General features: G+C 71.6%; 21 protein-coding genes. 9 read left to right on the top strand and 12 right to left on the bottom strand.

What is annotated here, in order from left to right; all coding sequences use genetic code 11:
* Positions 1 to 8 precede the first annotated feature (8 nt).
* From ACFU5O_RS35175 to ACFU5O_RS35120, 12 genes are all read right to left on the bottom strand, one after another.
* Positions 9 to 755: a beta-ketoacyl-ACP reductase gene (locus tag ACFU5O_RS35175; RefSeq protein WP_384246639.1), complete on the bottom strand. Its 747-nt coding sequence runs from the start codon at positions 753 to 755 to the stop codon at positions 9 to 11.
* 111 nt (positions 756 to 866) lie between these two features.
* Positions 867 to 1,145, bottom strand: a complete 279-nt coding sequence (locus ACFU5O_RS35170; protein ID WP_384246637.1) for an acyl carrier protein — start codon at positions 1,143 to 1,145, stop codon at positions 867 to 869.
* 104 nt (positions 1,146 to 1,249) lie between these two features.
* Positions 1,250 to 2,047 carry an SDR family oxidoreductase gene (locus ACFU5O_RS35165; RefSeq protein ID WP_384246636.1) on the bottom strand — a complete coding sequence of 266 codons (798 nt, stop codon included), beginning with the start codon at positions 2,045 to 2,047 and terminating at the stop codon, positions 1,250 to 1,252.
* Positions 2,044 to 3,009, bottom strand: coding sequence for a beta-ketoacyl synthase N-terminal-like domain-containing protein (locus ACFU5O_RS35160; protein WP_384246635.1), 966 nt, complete (start codon positions 3,007 to 3,009; stop codon positions 2,044 to 2,046). The genes ACFU5O_RS35165 and ACFU5O_RS35160 overlap by 4 nt, the downstream gene beginning before the upstream one ends.
* Complete coding sequence (locus ACFU5O_RS35155; RefSeq protein ID WP_384246634.1) at positions 3,006 to 4,235, bottom strand: beta-ketoacyl-[acyl-carrier-protein] synthase family protein; 1,230 nt, start codon at positions 4,233 to 4,235, stop codon at positions 3,006 to 3,008. The genes ACFU5O_RS35160 and ACFU5O_RS35155 overlap by 4 nt, the downstream gene beginning before the upstream one ends.
* Positions 4,232 to 5,206: a beta-ketoacyl synthase N-terminal-like domain-containing protein gene (locus ACFU5O_RS35150; protein WP_384246633.1), complete on the bottom strand. Its 975-nt coding sequence runs from the start codon at positions 5,204 to 5,206 to the stop codon at positions 4,232 to 4,234. The genes ACFU5O_RS35155 and ACFU5O_RS35150 overlap by 4 nt, the downstream gene beginning before the upstream one ends.
* On the bottom strand, positions 5,203 to 6,342 hold the full coding sequence (locus tag ACFU5O_RS35145) for a beta-ketoacyl-[acyl-carrier-protein] synthase family protein (protein WP_384246632.1): 1,140 nt from the start codon (positions 6,340 to 6,342) through the stop codon (positions 5,203 to 5,205). Before ACFU5O_RS35145 ends, ACFU5O_RS35150 begins: the two co-directional genes overlap by 4 nt.
* Positions 6,339 to 7,892 (bottom strand): AMP-binding protein, encoded by a 1,554-nt coding sequence (locus ACFU5O_RS35140; protein ID WP_384246630.1) that lies wholly within the window; start codon positions 7,890 to 7,892, stop codon positions 6,339 to 6,341. Before ACFU5O_RS35140 ends, ACFU5O_RS35145 begins: the two co-directional genes overlap by 4 nt.
* Entirely contained in the window at positions 7,892 to 8,839 is a 948-nt protein-coding gene (locus tag ACFU5O_RS35135; RefSeq protein WP_384246629.1) for a beta-ketoacyl synthase N-terminal-like domain-containing protein, read from the bottom strand. Before ACFU5O_RS35135 ends, ACFU5O_RS35140 begins: the two co-directional genes overlap by 1 nt.
* A complete protein-coding gene (locus ACFU5O_RS35130; protein WP_384246628.1) occupies positions 8,829 to 10,025 on the bottom strand; it encodes a beta-ketoacyl synthase N-terminal-like domain-containing protein in 1,197 nt (398 codons plus the stop codon). Before ACFU5O_RS35130 ends, ACFU5O_RS35135 begins: the two co-directional genes overlap by 11 nt.
* Before the next feature lie 32 nt (positions 10,026 to 10,057).
* Positions 10,058 to 10,315 (bottom strand): acyl carrier protein, encoded by a 258-nt coding sequence (locus ACFU5O_RS35125; protein WP_384246626.1) that lies wholly within the window; start codon positions 10,313 to 10,315, stop codon positions 10,058 to 10,060.
* Between the two features lie 13 nt (positions 10,316 to 10,328).
* On the bottom strand, positions 10,329 to 11,537 hold the full coding sequence (locus ACFU5O_RS35120) for a 3-deoxy-7-phosphoheptulonate synthase (protein WP_384246625.1): 1,209 nt from the start codon (positions 11,535 to 11,537) through the stop codon (positions 10,329 to 10,331).
* A gap of 319 nt (positions 11,538 to 11,856) precedes the next feature.
* Between ACFU5O_RS35120 and ACFU5O_RS35115 the strand changes: the two genes are divergently transcribed.
* The 9 genes from ACFU5O_RS35115 (at position 11,857) to ACFU5O_RS35075 (ending at position 20,880) form a co-directional block, all read left to right on the top strand.
* The gene (locus ACFU5O_RS35115) at positions 11,857 to 13,782 is read left to right on the top strand and encodes an anthranilate synthase family protein (RefSeq protein WP_384246623.1); all 1,926 of its coding nucleotides are present in this window, start codon (positions 11,857 to 11,859) and stop codon (positions 13,780 to 13,782) included.
* A gap of 23 nt (positions 13,783 to 13,805) precedes the next feature.
* Positions 13,806 to 14,936, top strand: coding sequence for an acyl-CoA dehydrogenase (locus ACFU5O_RS35110; RefSeq protein WP_384246622.1), 1,131 nt, complete (start codon positions 13,806 to 13,808; stop codon positions 14,934 to 14,936).
* Between the two features lie 48 nt (positions 14,937 to 14,984).
* Positions 14,985 to 16,043 carry an SDR family oxidoreductase gene (locus tag ACFU5O_RS35105; RefSeq protein WP_384246621.1) on the top strand — a complete coding sequence of 353 codons (1,059 nt, stop codon included), beginning with the start codon at positions 14,985 to 14,987 and terminating at the stop codon, positions 16,041 to 16,043.
* A complete protein-coding gene (locus ACFU5O_RS35100) occupies positions 16,040 to 17,308 on the top strand; it encodes an aspartate aminotransferase family protein (RefSeq protein WP_384246619.1) in 1,269 nt (422 codons plus the stop codon). The genes ACFU5O_RS35105 and ACFU5O_RS35100 overlap by 4 nt, the downstream gene beginning before the upstream one ends.
* 6 nt (positions 17,309 to 17,314) lie before the next feature.
* Positions 17,315 to 17,767, top strand: coding sequence for a type II toxin-antitoxin system RatA family toxin (locus ACFU5O_RS35095; RefSeq protein WP_384246617.1), 453 nt, complete (start codon positions 17,315 to 17,317; stop codon positions 17,765 to 17,767).
* Positions 17,768 to 17,776: 9 nt separating this feature from the next.
* Entirely contained in the window at positions 17,777 to 18,619 is an 843-nt protein-coding gene (locus tag ACFU5O_RS35090; protein WP_384246616.1) for an SDR family oxidoreductase, read from the top strand.
* Positions 18,616 to 19,251, top strand: coding sequence for a sterol desaturase family protein (locus ACFU5O_RS35085; protein ID WP_384246614.1), 636 nt, complete (start codon positions 18,616 to 18,618; stop codon positions 19,249 to 19,251). The genes ACFU5O_RS35090 and ACFU5O_RS35085 overlap by 4 nt, the downstream gene beginning before the upstream one ends.
* A gap of 22 nt (positions 19,252 to 19,273) precedes the next feature.
* Positions 19,274 to 19,867, top strand: coding sequence for a class I SAM-dependent methyltransferase (locus tag ACFU5O_RS35080; RefSeq protein ID WP_384246613.1), 594 nt, complete (start codon positions 19,274 to 19,276; stop codon positions 19,865 to 19,867).
* A 182-nt stretch (positions 19,868 to 20,049) separates the two neighbouring features.
* Positions 20,050 to 20,880 (top strand): VOC family protein, encoded by an 831-nt coding sequence (locus tag ACFU5O_RS35075; protein WP_384246611.1) that lies wholly within the window; start codon positions 20,050 to 20,052, stop codon positions 20,878 to 20,880.
* Positions 20,881 to 20,890 lie beyond the last annotated feature (10 nt).

Below are 20,890 nucleotides of genomic sequence, written 5' to 3'. Positions count from 1 at the left end.
TGCGGGGCTCAGACGACCAGCCCGCCGTCCACGCCGAGCACTTGGCCGCTGATGTAGCCCGCACGCCGGGAGACCAGGAAGGACACCAGGTCGGCGACGTCGTCGGGGGAACCGAAGCGGGCCAGCGGGATCTGTCCCAGGATGCGTTCCCTGGCCTCGCCGGACAGTGCCGCGGTCATGTCCGTCTCGATGAGTCCGGGTGCGACCGAGTTGACGCGGATCCCGTACTTTCCGCACTCCTTCGCGAGCGCCCGGGTGAAGCCGATGATGCCCGCCTTGGACGCCGAGTAGTTGGACTGGGTGGCGTTGCCGTGGACCCCGGCGACCGAGGACAGGGTGGTGATCGACCCGGTGCGCCGCTTCATCAAGGAGAAGACCGCTGCCCGGCAGATGTTGTACGTACCGTCGAGGTTGGTGGCGATGACGTCCCGCCACTGGTCGTCCTGCATGAGGACCAGCGGGTTGTCGCGGGTGACGCCCGCCGAGGTGACGACGGCGTCCAGGGGCCCGAAGTCGGATTCCGTGAGCTCCACGAAGGCGCGTGCCGCCGCGGTGTCCGAGACGTCGACCCGGTGGGCGGCCACGCGTGCTCCGAGCGCGGTGGCCTCCTTCACGACCTGGTCGGCGGCCTCCTCGTCGGAGCGGTAGCAGAACGCCACGTCGTAGCCGTCCCGGGCGAGCCGGACCACCACGGCCCGCCCGATGCCCCGGGAGCCGCCGGAGACGAGGGCGACGGGACGGTGACTGTCTGACATGTCGGTGCCTTTCGGTTGGCTGAGGGAGGGCGGGGGCCGGGGCGGCGCCGGGACGGGTGGGCCCGGTCCGGTGAGGTGCCTGGCCCACCGCCCGGGACGAGGAACCGTCGATCAGGCGGCGCCGGCCCGCTCCTCGAGCTTGGACTCGACGAGTTCGGAGACCTGGAGCAGGTTGGAGAGCTCCTTGAAGTCGGACTCGGCGACCTTGATGCCGTAGCGCTTCTCCAGGTTCACGACGATCTCGAGGGCCATCAGGGAGTCCACCTGGAGGTCGTCCACGAAGTGCGCCTTGTCCGTGACTTCCTCCGTGGGGAGTTCAAGGGCGTCGGCGACGATCGTGCGCAGCTCGTCGAGGTCGGGGGACGTGGCGGACACGGTGTTCTCGGACATGGATGTGGTTCCCTTCGCGGAGGTGTGCGGGTGGATTGCCGCCCCGGCCGGGACGGGGGTCGTGGGGTGAGGGTTCGTGGGGTGGGTGGTCACGCCGTGAGAGGTCATGCGGTGAGCAGTTCGCCGCCGTCGACACCGATCACGTTGCCCGTGAGCCAGGAAGAATCGCTCATCGACAGCAGGACGATCGCCTCCGCGACGTCCTCCGGCTCCGTGAGCCGCCGGTGGGGGTTGCGGGCGCGGCACAGTTCGGCGTACTCGACGCTGTTGGGGATCTTCTCGAGGGCGGGCGTCAGGGTGGTGCCGGCCCGCAGCGCGTTGACGGCCACTCCGCGGGGGGCCAGTTCGGCGGAGAGCTGGCGCACGTGGGCCTCCAGCGTGGCCTTGGCGGCGGAGACCGCGCCGTAGCTGTCCAGGACCTTGGTGCTGCCCGCGCTGGTCAAACCGTAGATCTTCGCCCCGCGGGGCAGAAGCCCTGCCGCGACGAGGTCCTGGACCCAGTACACGAGGCTGTGGGCCATCACGTCGACGGTCATCGCCATCTGCCTGGACGTGGTCACCTCCGGCTTCTCCGAGGTGGGCACGAAGGGCAGCAGTGAGCCGAACGCGAGCGAGTGCAGGACGATCCGCACGCCTTGGGCGCCGGTCAGCCCGGCGGTTTCCGCGATCACTTCGGAACGGGTGGAGGCGCTGGCCGCGTTGAGGTTGAAGAAGCGGGCCGACACACCGAGGTCGCGCAGTTCGTCGGCGAACTTGGCCGCGGCCTCCGCTCCGTCGGAGGTGTCGAAGTGGACTCCGATGATGTTTCCGCCACGGGCGGCCAGCGCCCGTGCGGTCGCCCGTCCGAAGCCACTGGACACGCCGAGGACGAGGGACCAGGACCCTTGGATTTCAGTAATCATGACCGACTCCCGTGCGGCTGAAGGTGGTTGTCAGGGAAATTCGTCACTCGTAGGAAGGCCACGTTGCCCTCGGCCGCGGCGGTGACGACGAGGTGGTCCGGGCCTCCCCCGGCTCCGAGCAGCGCGGCCACATGGCGCATCGGCGACACACAGCCGGGGCCCGCCGGTGAGACGGACACCTCCGCCGCCTTGCCCTCCAGCCAGGCGGCGACGGCCCGGCCCGTGGGCGAGTCGTCGAGAACCGCGTGCACATGAGGCGGCCCGTCGGCGGTCAGCTTCGCCCAGGTCTCTTCGAGTGCGGCTGCAGGGGCGACGCCGGGGGCGAGGAAGGCGTTACGGACCTGGCACGTGCCGTAGGACGCGGGGTCGGGCGTGCCCGTGGCCGGCGCGCATACCAGGGCGACGGCGCCGGTGTCGCTCTTGTCGGCGCCCGGCTCGCTCTGCGGCAGTGTTTCCTCGGTCGCGCCGACGATGACGAGGTCCGCCCGGCCGCGCGCCAGTGCCCGGGCGCCGGCCTGGATCGCGTCGAGGCCTGCGGTCCGCGGCGAGTTCGTCGTGAGGGTGAACCCGTGGATCGTGTGCTCGACGGCGAGCCGGGACGCGAACACACTCATCGCGAAGTAGGGCGCGGTGATCGGACCGATCCCGTCCGCGTCCCCGTCGAGGATGATCCGGTCCTGCTCGTCCATCAGCGCCATACCGGCGTTGTTGGTGCCGACGACGACACCGAACCGTTCGGCCGGGACCGAGGCCGGTGCCGCGCCCGCGTCGTCCAGGGCGTTCCTGGCGGCGGCGAGCAAGTACTGGCAGGCGGCGGGCAGTCGCTTGTACCCGCGGCCCGGCAGGGCGGCCGTGACATCGAACCAGCCGGGTGCGGGCGTGGCGGGCACCGCCAGGGCGTCGGCCGGCTTGTCCGCACCGGGAAGTGCGACACCGACCCCGAGTACGTCGAGAACGGTCATGCGGCTCCCTCCGCCCCGGCGAGCACGACGGACACGTTGTTGCCTCCGAACGCGTAGGAGTTGACCAGGACCGCACGCTCCGACAGGGCTACCGGCTCCTTCTGCGGGAGCCACACGGGGCACTCGGGGTCCTGCTCGTCCAGGGGCGTGTTCGCCGGGACCCTGCGGTGGTGCAGCAGCAGCGCGGCGGTCAGACAGCCGAAGGCACCGGCGACGCCGGCGGTGTGCCCGATCATGGCTTTGAGGCTGAACAGCGGCAGGCGGGCGCTCCGGTCCCCGAACACGTCGTTCAGCACCCGGCTCTCGACGACGTCGTTCAGCGGCGTGCCGGTACCGTGCGGGACCACCGCGCCGATGTCCGCGCCCGTCAGGCCGGCTTCCGCGAGGGCCTGGCGAATGCTCCGCGACGCCTGTGTGCCACGGGGGTCGGGCGCGGTCGGGTGGTGTGCGTCGCAGCTCCAGGCGGCGCCGGCCAGTTCCGCGTACACGGTGGCTCCCCGGCGTGCGGCGCTCTCCGCGGATTCGAGCACCAGCATGGCGGCGCCCTCGCCGAAGACGGTGCCCTTGCGGTGCACGTCGAAGGGACGGCAGCGGTCGGGGTCCAGGGCGCCGAGACGGTTGAAGACGCCCATGCCCACCCGGGTAGGGCCTTCCCCGCCGCCGGTGAGGACGATGTCGGCCTCCCCGCCGCGGATCATGTCGGCGGCCAGCGCGACCGCGTAACCGCTGGCGGCGCACGCGTTGCCCACGCTGACATTGCCTCCCGTGGCGCCGAGCGCGGCGCCGACCGCCGCCGAGGTGACCGTCATCGGCGACCAGGCGGTGTCGCCGACGACCGCCGGGACGCCTCCCGGCCCGGCGGACCTGCGCTCTTCGTGCATCCACGCGTTGCCCATCTCCACGCCCATGACGACGGGCAGTCCGGCCTGCGCGCGGGCGTCGAGCCCGGCGTCGGCGACCGCCTCGCGGGCCGCGGCCACCGCCATCCGGGGCCCCGCTGCCAGGGGCACATGGGCCAGCCGGGCAGGCTCCGTGGGCACATCGCCCCGCGGCACCAGATACATCTGCCAACTGCGCATACGGGGGGCGGGGTCGGATATGGGTTCGGGACGGCCCCCGCCCGCCTCCAGCCCGCGCCAGAACGCCGGGACCCCGGCGCCCAGACAGGAGATGGCGCCCAGACCGGTGACGACGACCCGGCGCCCTGCGCCGTTTCCCGCGGTCATGACGCCGCACCGGTGGCGGTGAGCAGCAGCGCGGCGGCGGCATCGTCGTCGGGGCCGCCGCTGGTCGACAGGACCGAGCCGGTCCCGCCACCGGCGAGGTACGCGACACCCGCCGCGCACTGCAGCACGCCCAGGGCTCCCGAGCAGTGCCCGAGCCGGGCGGCGAGGTCCGCCGTCGGCACCGCGCCGATGTCCACGGCACCGGCCAGGGAGGGGACCGACGTGCCCTGGGCGGTGAGCCAGAGACCCACGGGCCCGGTGTGCGCCTTCAGGACCGTGTCCACCGCGGCCGGCAGACCGGGCTCCCGTACGACTTCTGTGAGCACGGCATGTGCGCGGGCGCCGCGTGCCCGGGCGTGCTCGGCCGACTCGACGACGAGTGCCGCCGCTCCGTCCAGCACGGGCCTGCCCGAGCCGTCCGCGAGAAGGCGGGAGGCCGGCTCGGTGTCCGGCTCCACGCCGATCACGACGACGACATCGGCGCGCCGTACCGCGATCAGGTTCCGCGCCCAGTACAGGGCGTCGGTCCCGCTCGTCCCGCCGTTGCAGACGGTGATGTTCGGTCCGCGCATCGCGTAGCGAATGGCGATCCAGCCGGCGATGACATTGCTGGACGTGTGCGGGAGTCCGAGCGGGCTCAGTCCGGTGACGGTGTGTTCGGCGATGGTGTCCGTGAAGTCGCAGACGCTGTCGAGGTTTCCGAGATTGGTGCTGACCACGACGGCCGTGGACGGCGCGGGTCCGTCGTACGCACCGTCGTCGGCCAGCAGACCGGCGTCGCGCAGCGCCGGCTCGGCCGACCGCAGCGCGAGCCGCGAGGCGCGGTCCTTGTGCCGCATCTCCCGGCCGGTCAGCCCGACGGCCGGATCGAAGCCGCTGCCGTGCGAAGGCGGCCGGAGCAGATCCTCGGCCCCGACGAGCCCCGGGACGGCGAGTCCCACGCCCGTGATCACGACGGTCGCAGGCGTCATGACGCCTCCTTCCCCAGGATGGCCACCGCGTTGATCCCGCCGAATCCGAAGGCGTTCACCTGCGCGGTCGTCAGTTCGGCGGTGGCCGCCCGGCCGCGTACCAGACGCAGCCCGGCCGCCTCCTCTATCGGGTCGTCGAGTCCGAGCACCGGCGGTACGAGGCCCCGGTGGAGCGAGAGCGCGGCCATGATCAGACTGAGCAGGCCGGAACCGCCGAGGGTGTGCCCGGTCATCGACTTGATGGCCGTCAGCAGCGGATCGGCGCCCGTGCCGGCGAACACGTCCGACAGCGCGGTCGCCTCGGCGGCGTCGTTGAGCCGGGTGCCGCTTCCGTGCAGCATCACCAGATCGATGTCGTCGGCCTTCACATCGGCCCGCCGGTACGCGTCGTGCACGGCCGTCGCGATGGTCCCGGGGTCGGGCGCGGTGGGATGACTCGCGTCGCAGTTCATGCTCACCCCGCGGAGCACGGCATGAACTCGCCCCGGCCGGGCTCCCGTTCGCTGGACGACCACCGCGACGGCTCCCTCGCCCATGAGCATCCCGTTGCGAGCCCGGTCGAACGGACGCAGCGCCTCGGGCGTCTCGTTCTGGACCCGGTCGAGCGTGCCGAAGGCGCTCTCGGTGATGGAGTCCGTGCCGGCGACCACGACGGCGTCGGCGAGGCCCAGTTCGATCATGTCCGTGGCCATGCCGAGCGCATACAGCGCGGCGGCACAGGCGTTGGCGAAGGTGTAGGTCCGTGACGAGCCGAAGCGCTCCCGCAGCGCGGTGCCGAAATGCAGGTCGGTCGGGTCGAGCGGCATCTCGTGCCGCCACCACAGCTCGACGGAGCGCTGTTCGCGCAAGGTGGTCCCGACGAGTACGGGGCAGGAGACCGCGTCTCCTTCGAGCCCGGCGTCGGCCAGGGCCTGGGCCACCGCGGTCTCCAGCCAGCGGGTGGCCCGCAGCGGCCGGTCGTGCCCTGGTCCGGTGCGGTCGTCGATCTCGTACGCGTGCCGCGCACGGTAGTTGTCGAGGTCGAACGCGCGCAGACCGGCCAGGCCGCTCCGTCCCGCGCACAGGGAGTCGAAGATCTCGTACGGGTCCTTGCCGATGCCCGCGACGGCGCCGATGCCCGTGATGTCCCAGCTCATCGGCGGCCCGCCGACTCGCGCAGCTCGTGCCGGGCCAGTTTGCCGGTGGAGGTGACGGGAAGGACGTCGATCACTTCGATCCGGGAGGGGCGTTTGAACGGGGCCAGGTGTTTGCGGATCGACAGCAGGACCGCCTTGCGCACAGCGGCGTGGTCCGACCCGGCCACGGGCACCACGTAGGCGACGGCCTGTTCGAGACCGTGCTCGTCCGTGCTCGCGACCACCGCGCACTCCGCGACCCGGTCGGTCGCGCGGACCACCGTCTCGATCTCCCCCGGCGCGACCTTGTACCCGCCCAGGTTCAGCACGTCGTCGGCGCGGCACAGATGCCAGATCTCGCCCTCCTCCGTACGCCGGACGATGTCGTTGGTGAAGGCACCTCCCCCGGCGAAGGTCCGGCGGGTCGCCTCGACCCGGTTGAGATAGCCGAGCGCCACCGAGGGGCCCGCGATGTGCAGCCGCCCCTCGGTCCCGTCGGCTACCGGGAGCCCGTCGTCGTCCCGCACCGTCACCTCGGTCCCCGGGACCGCACGGCCGGTCGCGCCCGGCGTGATCCGTGACGGCGGGGTGGCGACGACGATGTGCAGCGCTTCGGTGGCCCCCAGTCCGTTGACCAGCGGCACGCCGAAGGTGCTCCGGACCCGCTCGCCGAGCTGCGCGGGGCAGTGCTCGCCCGCCGTGACGGCGAGTCGTACGGAGGCGAATCCCTCGGGCCCGTGGCTGTCGGCGAGCGCCAGCAGCGCGGCGTACATCCGGGGCACCGAGAAGAGGACGGTCGGGCGGTGCCGGTGCAGGTTGCTGGAGACCACATGGGCGTCCACGGAGCCGCGCAGCAGTACGGTGCGGGCCCCGGCCGCCAGCGGAAGCAGCACCGAGTTCCCGAAGCCGTAGCCGAAGGACAGCTTGGCGGTGGACAGGACGACATCGTCGGGACGCAGCCCCAGCACGCTGCCGATTCCGGAGAGGACCGCCTCTATGCCCGTCGCGGCGTGCAGGACGCCCTTGGGTGACCCGGTGCTCCCGGAGGTGTACTGCACCAGGGCCGCTTGGTCACCGGGCCATTGCGCGGGTTCGGGCGACGGCTCCGTCAAGGACTCCGAGGACGCCTGCGGCCGGCGGGCGACCTCCGCGTCCGCGGCCGTGAACACGGCCCTGCCCTGCTCCCCCGTCGTGCGGGGCAGGGAGGCGAACTCCTCTTCCAGGGTGCGCTGTTTCGCCGTGGGGGCGTCGATGTGCGCGAACCCGGCCTCGCAGTCGGCGGCCATGAAACGGATCTCGGCGTCGGAGAGCACGGGGCTCACCGGTACGGGCACGCATCCGTGCCACCAGAGTCCGAGGACGGCGGCCACGGTGGCCACCGAATCGTCGGCCACCACCAGAGCGCGGGTTCCCGGCGCGACCCCCAGTTCGCGGAGCGTACCGGCGTAGTGTCGCGCCGCGTCGTGCAGTCGGGCGTAGGTGACCTCACCGACGTCGGGGTCCACGTAGCAGACCCGTTCTCCTCCACCGGCCTGGATGTGCCTGCCCAGCAGTCGTTCGACCAGATCCATTACCGACCTCCCGTTCGCGATGTCACTTCGATGGCGACGGCATTGCCCGCGCCGACGGCCAGCACGAGGATGTGCGGCCTCCCCTGTCCCCTTCGTTCCTCACCACGACGGGTCGTCATGGCGGCCGCGGCGGCCAGTGCGGCGAAGCCGCCGGCGGCGCCGAGATCCCCCCAGCGCGCCTCCACGTCCAGGCAGGGGGCGCCGCACAGTTCCGCCACCACTCCCGCGGGGATCCGGGATCCGGCGGACGCGGAGAGGACCACCCGCCGTGGCCGGCCGCCCATCCGTTCCAGGCAGCGTCCGATGAACGGGGCCGGACCGTCTTTCCGCCCCGCGGCGCCGGTTTCGACACGGGCCCGGTCCAGCAGCCGGACGGCCGCTCCGCCGCCGCCGGGCCCAGGACGCCTCTCCAGGAGGACGCAGGCGGCGCCTTCCGTCCGGGGCCGGGCCGAGCCGGGACGTACAGCCGGCCAGGCGGCCGATCCCCCGGCCAGCACCCGTTCGCACTGGCCCTGTTGGATCATGCGGGCGGCTTCGACGACGGCGTGCGCGCCTGCGTCCTGTGCCCCGGTGAGGTTCAGGTAGGGGCCGTCGAAACCGAAGCGCACGGACACCGCTGTCACCGGTCCGGTGTACGCCGAGCGCACCGCACGGCGCGGTGACACCCGGCCGGGCCCCAGCGCGGGGATGTCGGCGCAGGTCCGCGCGTACTCCTCGAGGCCCGCCGTGGAGCTCGCCCATACCGTGCCGGTACGCGATCCCACGGACGACGGGCCGAGGTCGCGAACCGCGGCGGTCGCGGCGGCGAGGGAGTGCCCGATCTCGTCCTCGTGGTCCCATGTGCCGCCGGAACCGGCCGAGTCGACCGGCCCGGCCGAGTTGGCGGACCCGGCCGTTGTCATCCGTATCCCGAGTCCCGTGACCATCACAGAGGCGCTATGCGGCATGGTCGGCCTCCGCGCTTCCCAGCATGAGCGCGGACACTCCGCCGCCGAGGCCGAAGGCCACGCTCGCCACCGTCGCGACGGGCGCCGTGCGTCCCCGCGGGGGGACGAGGTCGATGCCGGAGCACGCGGGGTCGGGCCGCCGCAGCGTGGCGTTGCCCGGAATCCTCCCGGCGCGCAGTGCCTTCACGGCCACGACCGCCTCCAGCGCGGCGGCCGCGCCCTGCGTGTGGCCGAGCGACCCTTTGAGGGACGACACGACGGGCCGGCGCGGAACGGTGCCCAGAGCGGTGGTGATCGCCCGTGCCTCGATGCCGTCGCTTGCGGGTGTTCCGGTCCCGTGCGCGCACACCCAGTCCACCTGACCGGCCGTGCGCCCGGACTGATCGAGGCACGTGGTCAGTGCCTCGACGACGGCGTCGCCGCCGGGCCGGGGCCGCGCCGGATGGTACGCGTCGGCGGCGGACGCATGGCCGAGCAGCCGTGCCCGGGCCCGGCCGCCGCGGGCGGCGCAGTGTTCCGCGCTTTCCAGAACCAGCACCCCGGCCCCTTCGGAGGGCAGCATTCCTCGACGGTCGGTGTCGAAGGGGCGGGCCACGTCCGGAGCGAGCGCGCGCAAGCTGGTGAACATGGCGAAGACCTCCCGTGAAAGCTCCTCCGCCCCGCCGCAGACAGCCACTTCGACCTCGCCGGCGGCTATCGCGGCGGCTGCGCGGGAGATCGCGTCCCCGCCCACGGAACAGCCGGAGGCGACCACGACCACGGGGCCGTCCACGTCGACTGCCTCCAGGACGAGGTCGAGAAGGCGCTCCGGCTCGGCCCACTCCGTTCCGGCGACGGTCAACGACGTCTCTGTGAGGCCGCGTTCGAGCACCGGGCGGGTTCCCATGACCGTGCCGGCGAAGACACCGGTACGGCCGGGGACCCTGCCGGGCACCAAGGCCGCGCTGCGGACCGCCTCCGCCGTGGCGAGAGCGAGGTAGCGGGCCGCGCGCGAGGGGTGTGCCGGCACGGCGGCATCGAGTTCGGCCATGCAGGACCGAGGGACCTCACCGGCGGTCGACGCCGCATAGCCGGCGGTGTCGAAGCGGGTCACCGGGCCGGTGGCGACACGGCCGTACGACACCGCGTCCCACAGGGCCGTACTTCCCGTACCTGCCGGTGAGACGGCGCCGATACCTGTTACCACGAGCCCCCCGTGGCCATGAGCGGCCCTCGGCATCAGCCCACCACGCCCTTGTCGCGCAGCAGGACCAGCGCGGCCGCGACGCTGCTCAGCTCCGCGGCCTCTTCGGCACCGAGAGAAACCCCGAATTCCCGCTCGATCCGCACGGAGATTTCCACCTTCTCCAAGGAGTCCGCCGCCAGCTCGTCGTAGAAATGCGAATCGGCGAGGACCTCGCTCACGTCGATCTCGAGAACCGATGCCACGATCTCCCGGAGCCGGTCGCAGGCAATCTGATTCTTCACAGCGGACATGGGACAGTTCCTTTCAGTGCCATGCTTCGGCGGCGGACAGGGCCTGCCACACGTTCAGCCGCGGGTCGCACAGTGTTGTATACGGTCCGTCGCAGCGGTCGATGTACGAGTCGTCCGGCAAGCATTCGACGACGGAATCCGGAGTGGTCTCCAGGTGCAGGCCGCCCGCATTCAGGCCGAGTTCGTCGAGCACGGTCCGGAATTCGCGTATCTCCTGGGTGATGGAGGACAGGAGACGGGTCTTGCGGCCGTTGGTGGCGCGGACGGTGTTGCCGTGCATCGGGTCGCAGAGCCAGACCACCGGATGCCCGGCGGACCGGACGCGGGCGGCCAGACGGGGAAGCTGCCCGGCCGCCGCGCCGACGCCCATGCGGGCGATGAGCGTGAGCCTGCCGGGCTGCCGGTCCGGGTCCAGCAGCTCGCACAGGCGCAGCAGTTCGTCCTCGCTCATGCTCGGCCCCACCTTGCAGGCCACCGGGTTGCTCACCGCCGCCAGCAGGCGTACGTGCGCGCCGTCCGGCCGGCGGGTCCGGTCGCCTATCCACGGCCAGTGCGTGGAGGTGAGGACCAGGCCGCCGTCCGGGTCGCGGCGCAGCTGCGGCAGTTCGTAGTCGAGGACGAGGGCTTCGTGGCTCGTCCACACCGGTGTACCGGAGGCGTCCTGCTGCCTGCGCAGATAGGCCGTCGCGGAGCCCGCCGCCTCGTGACAGGCCAGCATGCGCAGCGGGTCGGGCCTGCGGCCTTCCGCCGTCGCCCGGGGACTGTTGACGAGATGCCCGCGGTAGACGGGGAGCTCAGCTCCGTCCACGTACTCCGTGGGGCTGGACCGCGGTTTGGCGAACTGCCCCGCGATACGGCCGACCCGGATCACCGGCAGGCCGGTACCGACGCGCATGACGCCGGCAACGGCGTCGAGCAGGCCGACCTTGCGCGCGAGATGGCGTGGGGTGCACTCCGCCGGGTCCTCCGCGCAGTCCCCGGCCTGGATCACCTGGCGCCGCCCGTCGGCCACTTCGGCGAGAAGCCGGCGCAGCACCCGGGTCTCGTCCCCGTCGATGAGTTCCGGCAGGCCCGCGAGACTTCTGCCGACTTCGGCGACGAGCCAGTCGTCGCCCCAGTCGGGCTGCTGCAGGGCCGGCCAGGAACGCCAGGAACGGATTTCGTGCTCGGAAAGTGTGGCGTGCGATTCGGTGAGACCGGTCCAGCTAATGGCGACGTTCATGAGACACCTGGCCATGTCGACTGCCCGTGTTTCGCCTTCAACGTTTCTCCAAATGCTCGTAACCCAGCAGTCGAATCAACGACATTTCCACCCCCGGCTCTACGGGGCCGATGAACTCCGACTCTAGTCCGGATAGGCGGTGCGTGAGGCTACTCATGCGAGCAGTCAAGATCCGTTGACAATGCCGCTCATGGCGAACCTGCCTACTCGTGTGAGTAGTGGTCCACATCCCCTCGTGATGGAAAAATTGCCCCACGGATACGGGCCGTTGGTGGTAACCGGTCTGCCGAATTCCGGATTGGGAGCTTTAGTGAGCGATATGGACACTGCGCGTCTCGACGGCCTGCTCACCCCCGACGCACCCCCGTTCGCGCTGCTGCACCGCCCGTCCTCGACCGGGCGCGACCAGGTCGAGATCCTCGTCGGCGAGGTCTCCGAGGTGCCGGATCTCGCGGCCCTTCCGGTGGCGGCCGAACAGCAGGGCCGGCGGCCCGCCGGTCAGGCCCGGCACGAGATGGTCGTCCTCATCCCGTACCGGCAGATCGCCGAGCGCGGATTCGAGTACCAGGACGACCGGGCGCCACTGCTGGCCATGAGTGTCAGGGAACAGGGCACGATGGACTGCGCCGCACTGCTGGAGAGGATCCCGGAGCGGCCTATCGACCTGAGGGGCGAGGGGTTCGACATCGACGACGGGGCCTACGGGACCATCGTCCGCAAGATCCTCAGCGAAGAGATCGGCCGGGGCGAGGGCGCCAACTTCGTCATCAGGCGGTCGTTCGTGGCCACGGTGGAGGGGCCCCCGACCGACGCCGCGCTCACGGTGTTCCGCCGGCTCCTCGCCCACGAGGTGGGCGCCTACTGGACGTTCCTCATCCACACCGGCTCACGCACCCTGGTCGGCGCCACCCCGGAGCGGCACGTCAGCCTGACGGCCGGCACGGTGAGGATGAACCCGATCAGCGGGACCTACCGCCATCCTCCGGCCGGGCCGACGGTGCCCGACGTCCTGCGTTTCCTGGCCGACCCCAAGGAGACCGACGAGCTCTACATGGTGGTCGACGAGGAACTCAAGATGATGGCGCGGATCTGCGAACCCGGCGTACGGACCTCGGGACCGTACCTGAAGGAGATGACCCGGCTCGCGCACACCGAATACGTCCTGACCGGGCACAGCTCACGGGACGTCAGGGACATCCTTCGGGAGACCATGTTCGTCCCCACCGTCACCGGCAGCCCGCTGGAGAACGCCTGCCGCGTCATCAAGCGTTACGAGCCCGAGGGGCGTGGCTACTACAGCGGGGTGCTCGCGCTGATCGGCCGTGACGATTCCGGTGCCCGGCAGCTCGACTCTTCACTGCTCATCCGTACGGCGGACATCGGAGCGGAGGGGCGACTGCGGATCGGTGTCGGAGCGACGCTGGTCCGTCACTCCGATCCTGGCTCCGAGGTCGCCGAGACCCGCGCGAAGACGGCAGCGCTGCTGGACGCCGTGCGCGGCACGGGGACGCATCCCCCGCGCACGGCCCGCCCGTCACCCGGCATCGCCGAACACCCCCGGATCCGTGAGGCGTTGACCCGGCGCAACCGCACGCTCTCCAGGTTCTGGCTGGAGCCCCCGGGCAGTGCCGAGTACCACCGCGAAGCGCTGGCCGGGCACCATGTGCTCGTGGTGGACGGGGAGGACTCCTTCACCGAGATGCTCAGGCATCAACTGCGCGCGCTCGGACCGGCGGTCACCACCCGCAGGTTCGACGAACCCTACGAACCCACGGACTTCGACCTCGTCATCGTGGGCCCCGGCCCCGGCGATCCACGGGAGCGGAACGCCCCCAAGATCGCCGCGCTGCGCCGCACGGTCCGCCGGCTCATGGACGAACGACGGCCCTTCCTGGCGGTGTGCCTCGGACATCAGGTGGTGTGCGGGGTCCTGGGACTGGAACTGATCCGCAAGGACCCGCCCAACCAGGGGGTCCAGCGCGAGATCGACCTGTTCGGCCGCCGTGCCCGGGTCGGCTTCTACAACACCTTCGCCGCTCTGTCGGCCGAGGACCGGTTCGACGGCATCGAGGTCAGCCGGGACCCGGAGAGCGGTGAGGTCCATGCGCTGCGCGGCCCGTATCTGCGTTCTCTTCAGTTCCACCCGGAGTCCCTGCTGACGCAGGAGGGCGTGTCGATCCTCGGCGACGAGCTCGAGGCCCTGCTGACGACCTCCGGGACGGCCGCTGTGAGGGCCGGTGGATGACACGGTGAGGGAGGTGCGAGGGCATGGTTTTTCTGCGGCGTGAACGCGAGTGCCTGGAGGGTTTCCTGCCGGGACTGGACAAGGAACTGGCGGCGGTCCCGCTGCTCGATCTGGAGAGCACGGAAGGGACGGCGCTCAAGGCCTTCACCCTGGCCGGCGGCCCCGGGCTGCTCGTCCCCGCCGAACACGGAGGAGCGGGCGCCGATCTGCTGTCCGCGGTACGTGTACAACGCGCGCTGGGTTCCCGCTCGCCCGCGCTCGCCGTGGCCACCACGATGCATCACTTCTCCACGGCGACCCTGGCCGAGGCCGCGACCGACGGCGGCGGCATGGAGTGGCTGCTGCTCGCCGCCATCGCAGAGGACAATCTGCTGCTCGCCTCGGGCTTCGCCGAAGGCCGTACCGGACAGGGCATCCTCCGCCCGGCCCTGACCGCCAGGATCGACGGGGACAAGGTCCGGTTGAGCGGCTCGAAGAAGCCGTGCAGCCTCGCCAGGTCGATGAAGCTGCTCACCGTCTCCTTCATGCTGCCGGGCCCCGGCGATTCGCGGGAGCTGGCGATCGCCCTGGTGCCTGCGGAGGCCCCCGGAGTGAGCGTGCGTCCGTTCTGGCGCACTCCGGTCCTGGCGGCGGCCGAGAGCGAGGAGGTCGTCCTCGACGATGTGGAGGTCCCCGCCGAGCTGTTGGTGCGCACCGGTGTGAGCGACGGGGAGCAGGCGGACCGTCTGGGGACCGTCGGGTTCGTCTGGTTCGAACTGCTGATGACCGCGAGCTATCTGGGAGCCGCCTCCGCGATGGTGGAACGCACCCTGGCGGACACCCGGGTGGACGCCGCCGTGCGCGGCGAAGCCGTCATCGCGGTCGAGGCGGCCATGCTCTCGGTCGAGGGTGTCGCGTCCGCGATCGGCGGGCTCCCGCCCGGGGAGGAAGCCCTCGCCCGGTCGCTGATCTGCCGTTACGCCGCGCAGGACGCGATCAGCCGGACCCTGGCCCTGTGCATGGAGGCACTCGGGGGAATGGCTTTCATCGCATCAGGAGAGCTCGCGTATCTGCAGTCCGCCTGCCGCGCGCTGGCCTTCCACCCGCCGTCGAAGGCCCGCACGGCCGCGCCGCTGACGGACTACTTCGGTGGCCGGCCCCTGCTCATTCCCTGACCGGGCCCCGACCCGGTGAACGACATCCAGCTGTGAGGTGACCCGAACGTGCCGGCTGTCCCGACCGTCCTGCTTACCGGAGCCTCCGGAGTGCTCGGTACGGCGCTGCTTCCCGAACTCTCCGACCGGCATGTGACCGCGCTGGTCCACCGCACGCCGGTGCCCGGCGCCGACGAGCAGCTCACCGGAGACCTCACCAGGCCCCGGCTCGGGCTCGACAGGAGAGCGTACGCGGACCTGTGTGCGCGGGTGGACGCCGTCGTTCACTGCGCCGCGGTCACCGGCTTCGGCGAGGGGCCGGAGGCGACCCACGCCCTCAACGAGGCCGGCACCCGGCGGATCGTCCGGCTCGTCGCGGACGCCGATGCGTTGCTCTACCACGTCTCCTCGGCGTTCGTGGCCAGGACCGGCATCACCCGTTCCGGGCCCGGGCAGAACGCCGGCGGGCGCACCGCCCGGCCCGAGGACTACCTGGACTCCAAGCGCGCGGGCGAGGACGTCGTACGCACTTCGGGCGTACCGGCGGTGATCATCCGCCCGTCGGTGATCATCGGAGACTCCCGCACCGGGGAGATCTCGGCCTTCCAGGGACTGCACGCCATGCTGAAGGGCCTGTTGCGCGGGCGGCTGCCCCTGGTGCCGCTGTCGCCCGATTCGCTGATCGACTTCGTGCCGCAGGACGTGGTGGCCGCCACGGTCGCCGCCCTGGTCCGAGACGGCGCGCACGACGGCCCGGTGTGGGTGACCGCCGGCGATCAGGCTCTGCGCGCCGGCCGGATCCTGGAGCTGGCCGCCGACTTCGCCGCGGACACCGGCCTCGATCCGACGCTGCCGCGCATGGTCCCGCCGGAACTGGTGGACCGTCTGATCCGGCCCGTGTTCATGGCGGACCTGCCTATCGCGACCCGTCGTCGCCTAGACGATCTGCTGGCGATGACCGCGCTGTTCACCGCCGCCGAGCCGTTCCCCACCGACCTGGGGAGAGCTCCGGGCCTGCCCCCGGCCTTCGGGGCGGACCGGGCGGAACGCTCGCTGCGGGCCACGCTGTCGCAGCTCGTACGGGCGAAGGGCATCAACCGCCCGGCCCCCGCACTGGTCACGGCATGAGCGGCCCGACGGCGCCCGTCACGGCCGCCGAGGTGCTGGACGTGTACCGGCGCCATCTCAGCCGCGGCCGGGCCCGGTTGGCGTCCATGACGGGTGCGGCGATGGAGGTCGCCTCCCGGGGCGCGTACGTATGGGACGCCGACGGCAAGGAGTACCTGGACTGCGGCGGATACGGAGTCTTCCTGCTCGGGCACTGCCATCCACAGGTGGTCGAGGCGGTCACCGCGCAGATACGCCGTCACCCGATGGCCACCCGGCTGCTCCTGGAGCCGGTGGCCGCCACCGCCGCCGCGGAACTGGCCGCGGTCACCCCGCCCGGGCTGGACCGCGTGCACTTCGTCAACTCCGGGGCGGAGGCGGTCGAGACCGCGATCAAACTGGCCCGGGCGCAGGGGAGGACCCGGCTGGTCTCGGCCGTCGGCGGATACCACGGCAAGACCACGGGAGCGCTGGCCGTCACCTCCCGGCCGCTGTACCAGGACCCGTTCCGTCCCCTGCTGCCGGCCGAGCACGTGCCCTTCGGCGATCTCGACGAACTGGCGAAGGTCCTCGGCCACGGCGGCCCGGCCTGTCTCCTTCTCGAACCCGTGCAGGGCGAAGGCGGCGTCGTCCTCCCGGCTCCGGGCTACCTGGCAGGCGCCCAGCGGCTCTGTGCCGAGCACGGTGCCTTCTTCGTGCTGGACGAGATCCAGACGGGCCTGGGCCGACTGGGCACGTGGTGGGGCGCCGACCCCGAGGACGTCCGCCCGGATGTCCTGCTGGTCGGCAAGGGCCTCAGCGGCGGGATCGTACCGGTCGCCGCCGCGGTGGCCACCGACGCGGCCTACACCCCGTTCGACCGGGACCCGTTCCTGCACACCTCCACCTTCGCCGCGTCCCCCGTGGCGACCGCCGCCGCCGCGGCGGCGGTGCGCGCCACCGTCGACGAGGGTCTCGTCGAGCGCGCCGCAGTCCTCGGCCACGCCATCCTGGCCCGCGTCGAAGCCGCCCTGGCACCGCTGCGGGGGGACGTCGTGGCGGACGTCCGCGGTCGTGGCCTGCTGATCGGCATCGAGATGTGCGACGAGCGGACGGCCGGAGAGCTGGTGCTGCACCTGCTGGACGCCGGGCTGCTGACCAACCACTCCCTCAACGCCCACCGCGTGGTGCGGCTGACACCCCCGGCCGTGCTCCGCGACGCCGACCTGGAGCGGATCGGCACGGCCTTCACCACCGCCGCCGGAGCCCTGCTCCGCTCCGCCTCGTCACTTCCCGGAAGGGTATGAGCCGACATGCCCGAGGTCGTTGTCGATGCCCTCGTGACCGACACCTCCGCGGCGGCCGTTTTCGACCGGCTGCGGGACTTCGCCTCCTACCCCCGTCACACCGACGCGGTGCGGCAGGTGGTCGTCACCGGTGTGGACGAGGACACCGTGCACTCGCAGTGGTCGGTGAACTTCCGCAACGGTGTGCTGTGCTGGTCCGAGCGCGACCGGATCGACGCCGCTGCGCTCACCATCGAATTCGTCCAGTCCGAGGGGGACTTCGACCGTTTCGAGGGCAGCTGGCACGTCCGCCAGGACGCCGACTCCGTCACCGTACGCTTCACCGCCGCCTTCGACCTGGGGATTCCCAGCCTCGCCGCGATCATCGACCCGATCGCCACCCGGGCCCTGACCGAATCCATCACCTCGATCCTGCGCGGCCTGCTCGGCGAGCACATCACTCCATCCATCACGTCGTGAGGAGAACTCATGCCCGAAGCGATCAGGAACAAGGTCGTGGCCATCACCGGCGGCAGCCGCGGCATCGGACGCGCCACCGCCGAAGCGTTCGTTCGTGAGGGTGCCACGGTCGTGATCGGCGCCCGTGACCACGACTACGCCGCGTGCGTCGCCACCGGGATCGGCGCACGCGCCTACCCGCTGGACGTCACCGACCCCGCGAGCACCCGGCAGTTCTGCGACCGGGTGGAAGCCGAGGCCGGGGCGATGGACATCTTCGTCAACAACGCGGGGGAAATGATCGTCGGCAGCTTCGAGGAGGAGGCCGACGACGACACCGCGCACCAGGTGGGAGTCAATCTCCTCGGCACCGTCAACGGCATGAAGGCGGCACTCGGCCCCATGCGGGCCCGCGGCCGGGGCCACATCATCAACATGGTCTCCGCAGTCGGTATGGTCGGCCTGCCCGGTTGTGCCACGTACTCCGCGGCCAAGCACGGGGTGGTCGGTCTGTCCGAGGCCGTCCGCGGCGAACTCCGCGGCAGCGGTGTCGACCTGTCCGTCGTGCTGCCCGTCCCCGCCCGCACCGAGCTCACCTCGGGCGTCGGCAAGGGCCGCTTCGTCCCCCTGCTCACCCCGCAGGACATCGCGGAGGCGGTCCTTCGCACCGCCCGGCGCCCCCGCTACAACGTCTTCGTACCGGCCTGGACCAACCCGGTCACCCGCTCCTTGTTCCTGCTGCCCCAGCCCTGGCGTGATGCCATGGGCCGGCTGCTCAAGGCCGACCAGCTGCTGCGCACCACCGACTTCCGGGCCCGCACCGCCTATGAGGCACGGTTGAAGGTGTCCACCGCGGAAGGAAGCGACCGATGACCGCCGGTACACCCGCACGCACCGGAGGGGGCGCCGTGCACCGCGGCACCGCGCCCGCCGTCGTCGACGGGCCGGTGCTGGACCGCCTGTTGCACATAAGCCCGGTGACCAGCACGATCCTCTATCTGCCGGTGGCCGTCGTCGGTGTGCTGCTCTCCCTCGGCCGGTCCGGCCCGCCGGTACTGGCCGGCTGGGCGTTCGCCGGCTATCTGACCTGGACGCTGTCGGAGTACTGGGGCCATCGCATCCTGCTGCACTTCGAGCCCGAACACGGAATCGGCGCCCGGGTGCACTACATCCTCCACGGGGTGCACCACGACTACCCCCAGGACGCGCGCCGCTCCATCCTCAGCCCCGCCCTGAGCGTTCCCATGGTCGCGCTGGCCTTCTGGCTCTCCTCCGGAGTGCTCGGCCTCCCGCCGGTGTTCGGTGCCGGATACGTGGCCGGGTACCTGGCGTACGACCTGCTCCACTGCTACCTGCACCGAGGCAGGCCGAAGAACAGGATCCTGCGCAACCTGCGGATGTACCACATGCGCCATCACTTCCTCGACGACCGTCGTGGCTTCGGCATCAGCGCCCCCTACTGGGACCGCGTCTTCGGCACGTCCGTGGCCCGCACCCCGCAGTGACCGACCGTCGAAGGAGAGTGGCATGCCGGTGATGCCGACGCTGGAACGAGTCTTCTGCCGGAGCGCACCCTGGGGTGTGTTCGCCGGGCGCGTCGTGCTGCCCTGGGCCCTGGCCGGGGCCGCCCTCGAGGGGAGAGTCCTGGAAATCGGTTCCGGAGGCGGCACCATGGCCGCACAGCTTCTCACCACGCACCCCGGCATCACGCTGACGGCCGTGGACCCGGACCCGGCGATGGTCGTCGCGAGCGCGCGCCGGCTGGCGTCCTTCGGGGACCGGGTGTCCGTGCGGAAGGGGGACGCCACCGGGCTTCCCTTCGCCGACGGCACCTTCGACGCCGTCGTGTCCTTCCTCATGCTTCACCACGTCGTGGCCTGGGAGAAGGCATTGGCCGAGGCCGCGCGCGTACTGCGCCCCGACGGCCTTCTCATCGGGTACGACCTCCTCGACACGGGCCCGGCCCGCTCCTTCCACCGCGCCGAGGGCGCGCAGGTACGGCTGGCGACCGTGGACGGCCTGAGGCGCGTCGTCGGCGCACTGCCCTTTCGTACCCCCGAGGTCCGTCGCCGACTGGGCGGTTACGCCGTTACCTTCTCGGCGTACCGTGCCGGCCCGTGAGGGTGTGGCGAAACCCCTGGCACCGGCGGGACCGGGCAAGGGGGCACCGCGCCGTCCCCGGTGGCGACCGTCCTGATTCTGTTGAAAGGTGTGAAGGAGTGGCTTCCTGCGCAGGGACGGAAAGAATGAGGTGAGCGGCCTTGGCTGCCACAAGGCGTGGGGTTCAGGGCACGCCCTGCTGGGTGAGCCTGACGGCACGGGACATGAAGGCCGCCCAGGACTTCTACGGTGCCGTGTTCGGCTGGGAATTCAGGCCGGGTGAGCAGGGGCAGGGCTCATATGCCGTCGCGGTCTCCGACGGGGTTCCGGTCGCGGGGCTGATGGAGTCCACGCAGACCATCGGGGTGCAGCTGCCGGTCGTGTGGACGGCGTATTTCGCGGCCGACAGCGCCGATGTCGTGGCCTCGCGGATCCGGGAGCGGGGCGGCACGGTCGGGGTGGGCCCGATCGCGTTCGGCAACGGCCGGATGGCATGGGCCGCGGACCCCTGGGACGCGGTGTTCTGCATCTGGGAGGGGCCCGTAGAGGTCGGCTGGCACACGGGGCGCGGGACGAACGCCGCGGCCTGGCTGGAGCTTCATACGAGGGACCCGTTCGCCGCGGCCCTGTTCTACGGCGAGGTGTTCGAATGGGATGCCCAGGGGCCCGACCTCATCGATGTGCGATACGAACACGACCGTGTGGTGCTTCGGGTCGACGGCCGGACGGTGGCCGGGATGTACGGCGGGGGCGAGGCGCAGTCGTCCGATCCGGGCATCAGACCGCGGTGGCAGGTGCACTTCTGCCGGCGCGATGTGGACGCGGTGGTCGAGCGGGCCGCGGCGGCGGGCGGTACCGTCGTGTCGCATCCGCGGGACACCCCGCTGGGCCGGGTGGCCACGCTGCGCGACCCGGAGGGCGGCATGTTCCACCTCACGTCCGGAGAGGACTCCTCGGCGGACGCCTCCACGGACTCCTCGACGGATTTCTCCACGGGCTCCTCCGCGGCGGGCTCCGCCTCACCGGACTCGTAGCCCATCCCCC

It is taken from the genome of Streptomyces sp. NPDC057445, assembly GCF_042802855.1.
GTDB lineage: Bacteria > Actinomycetota > Actinomycetes > Streptomycetales > Streptomycetaceae > Streptomyces.
Note: the sequence above shows the minus strand (reverse complement) of the source record. Positions and strands in the feature narration are given on the sequence as shown.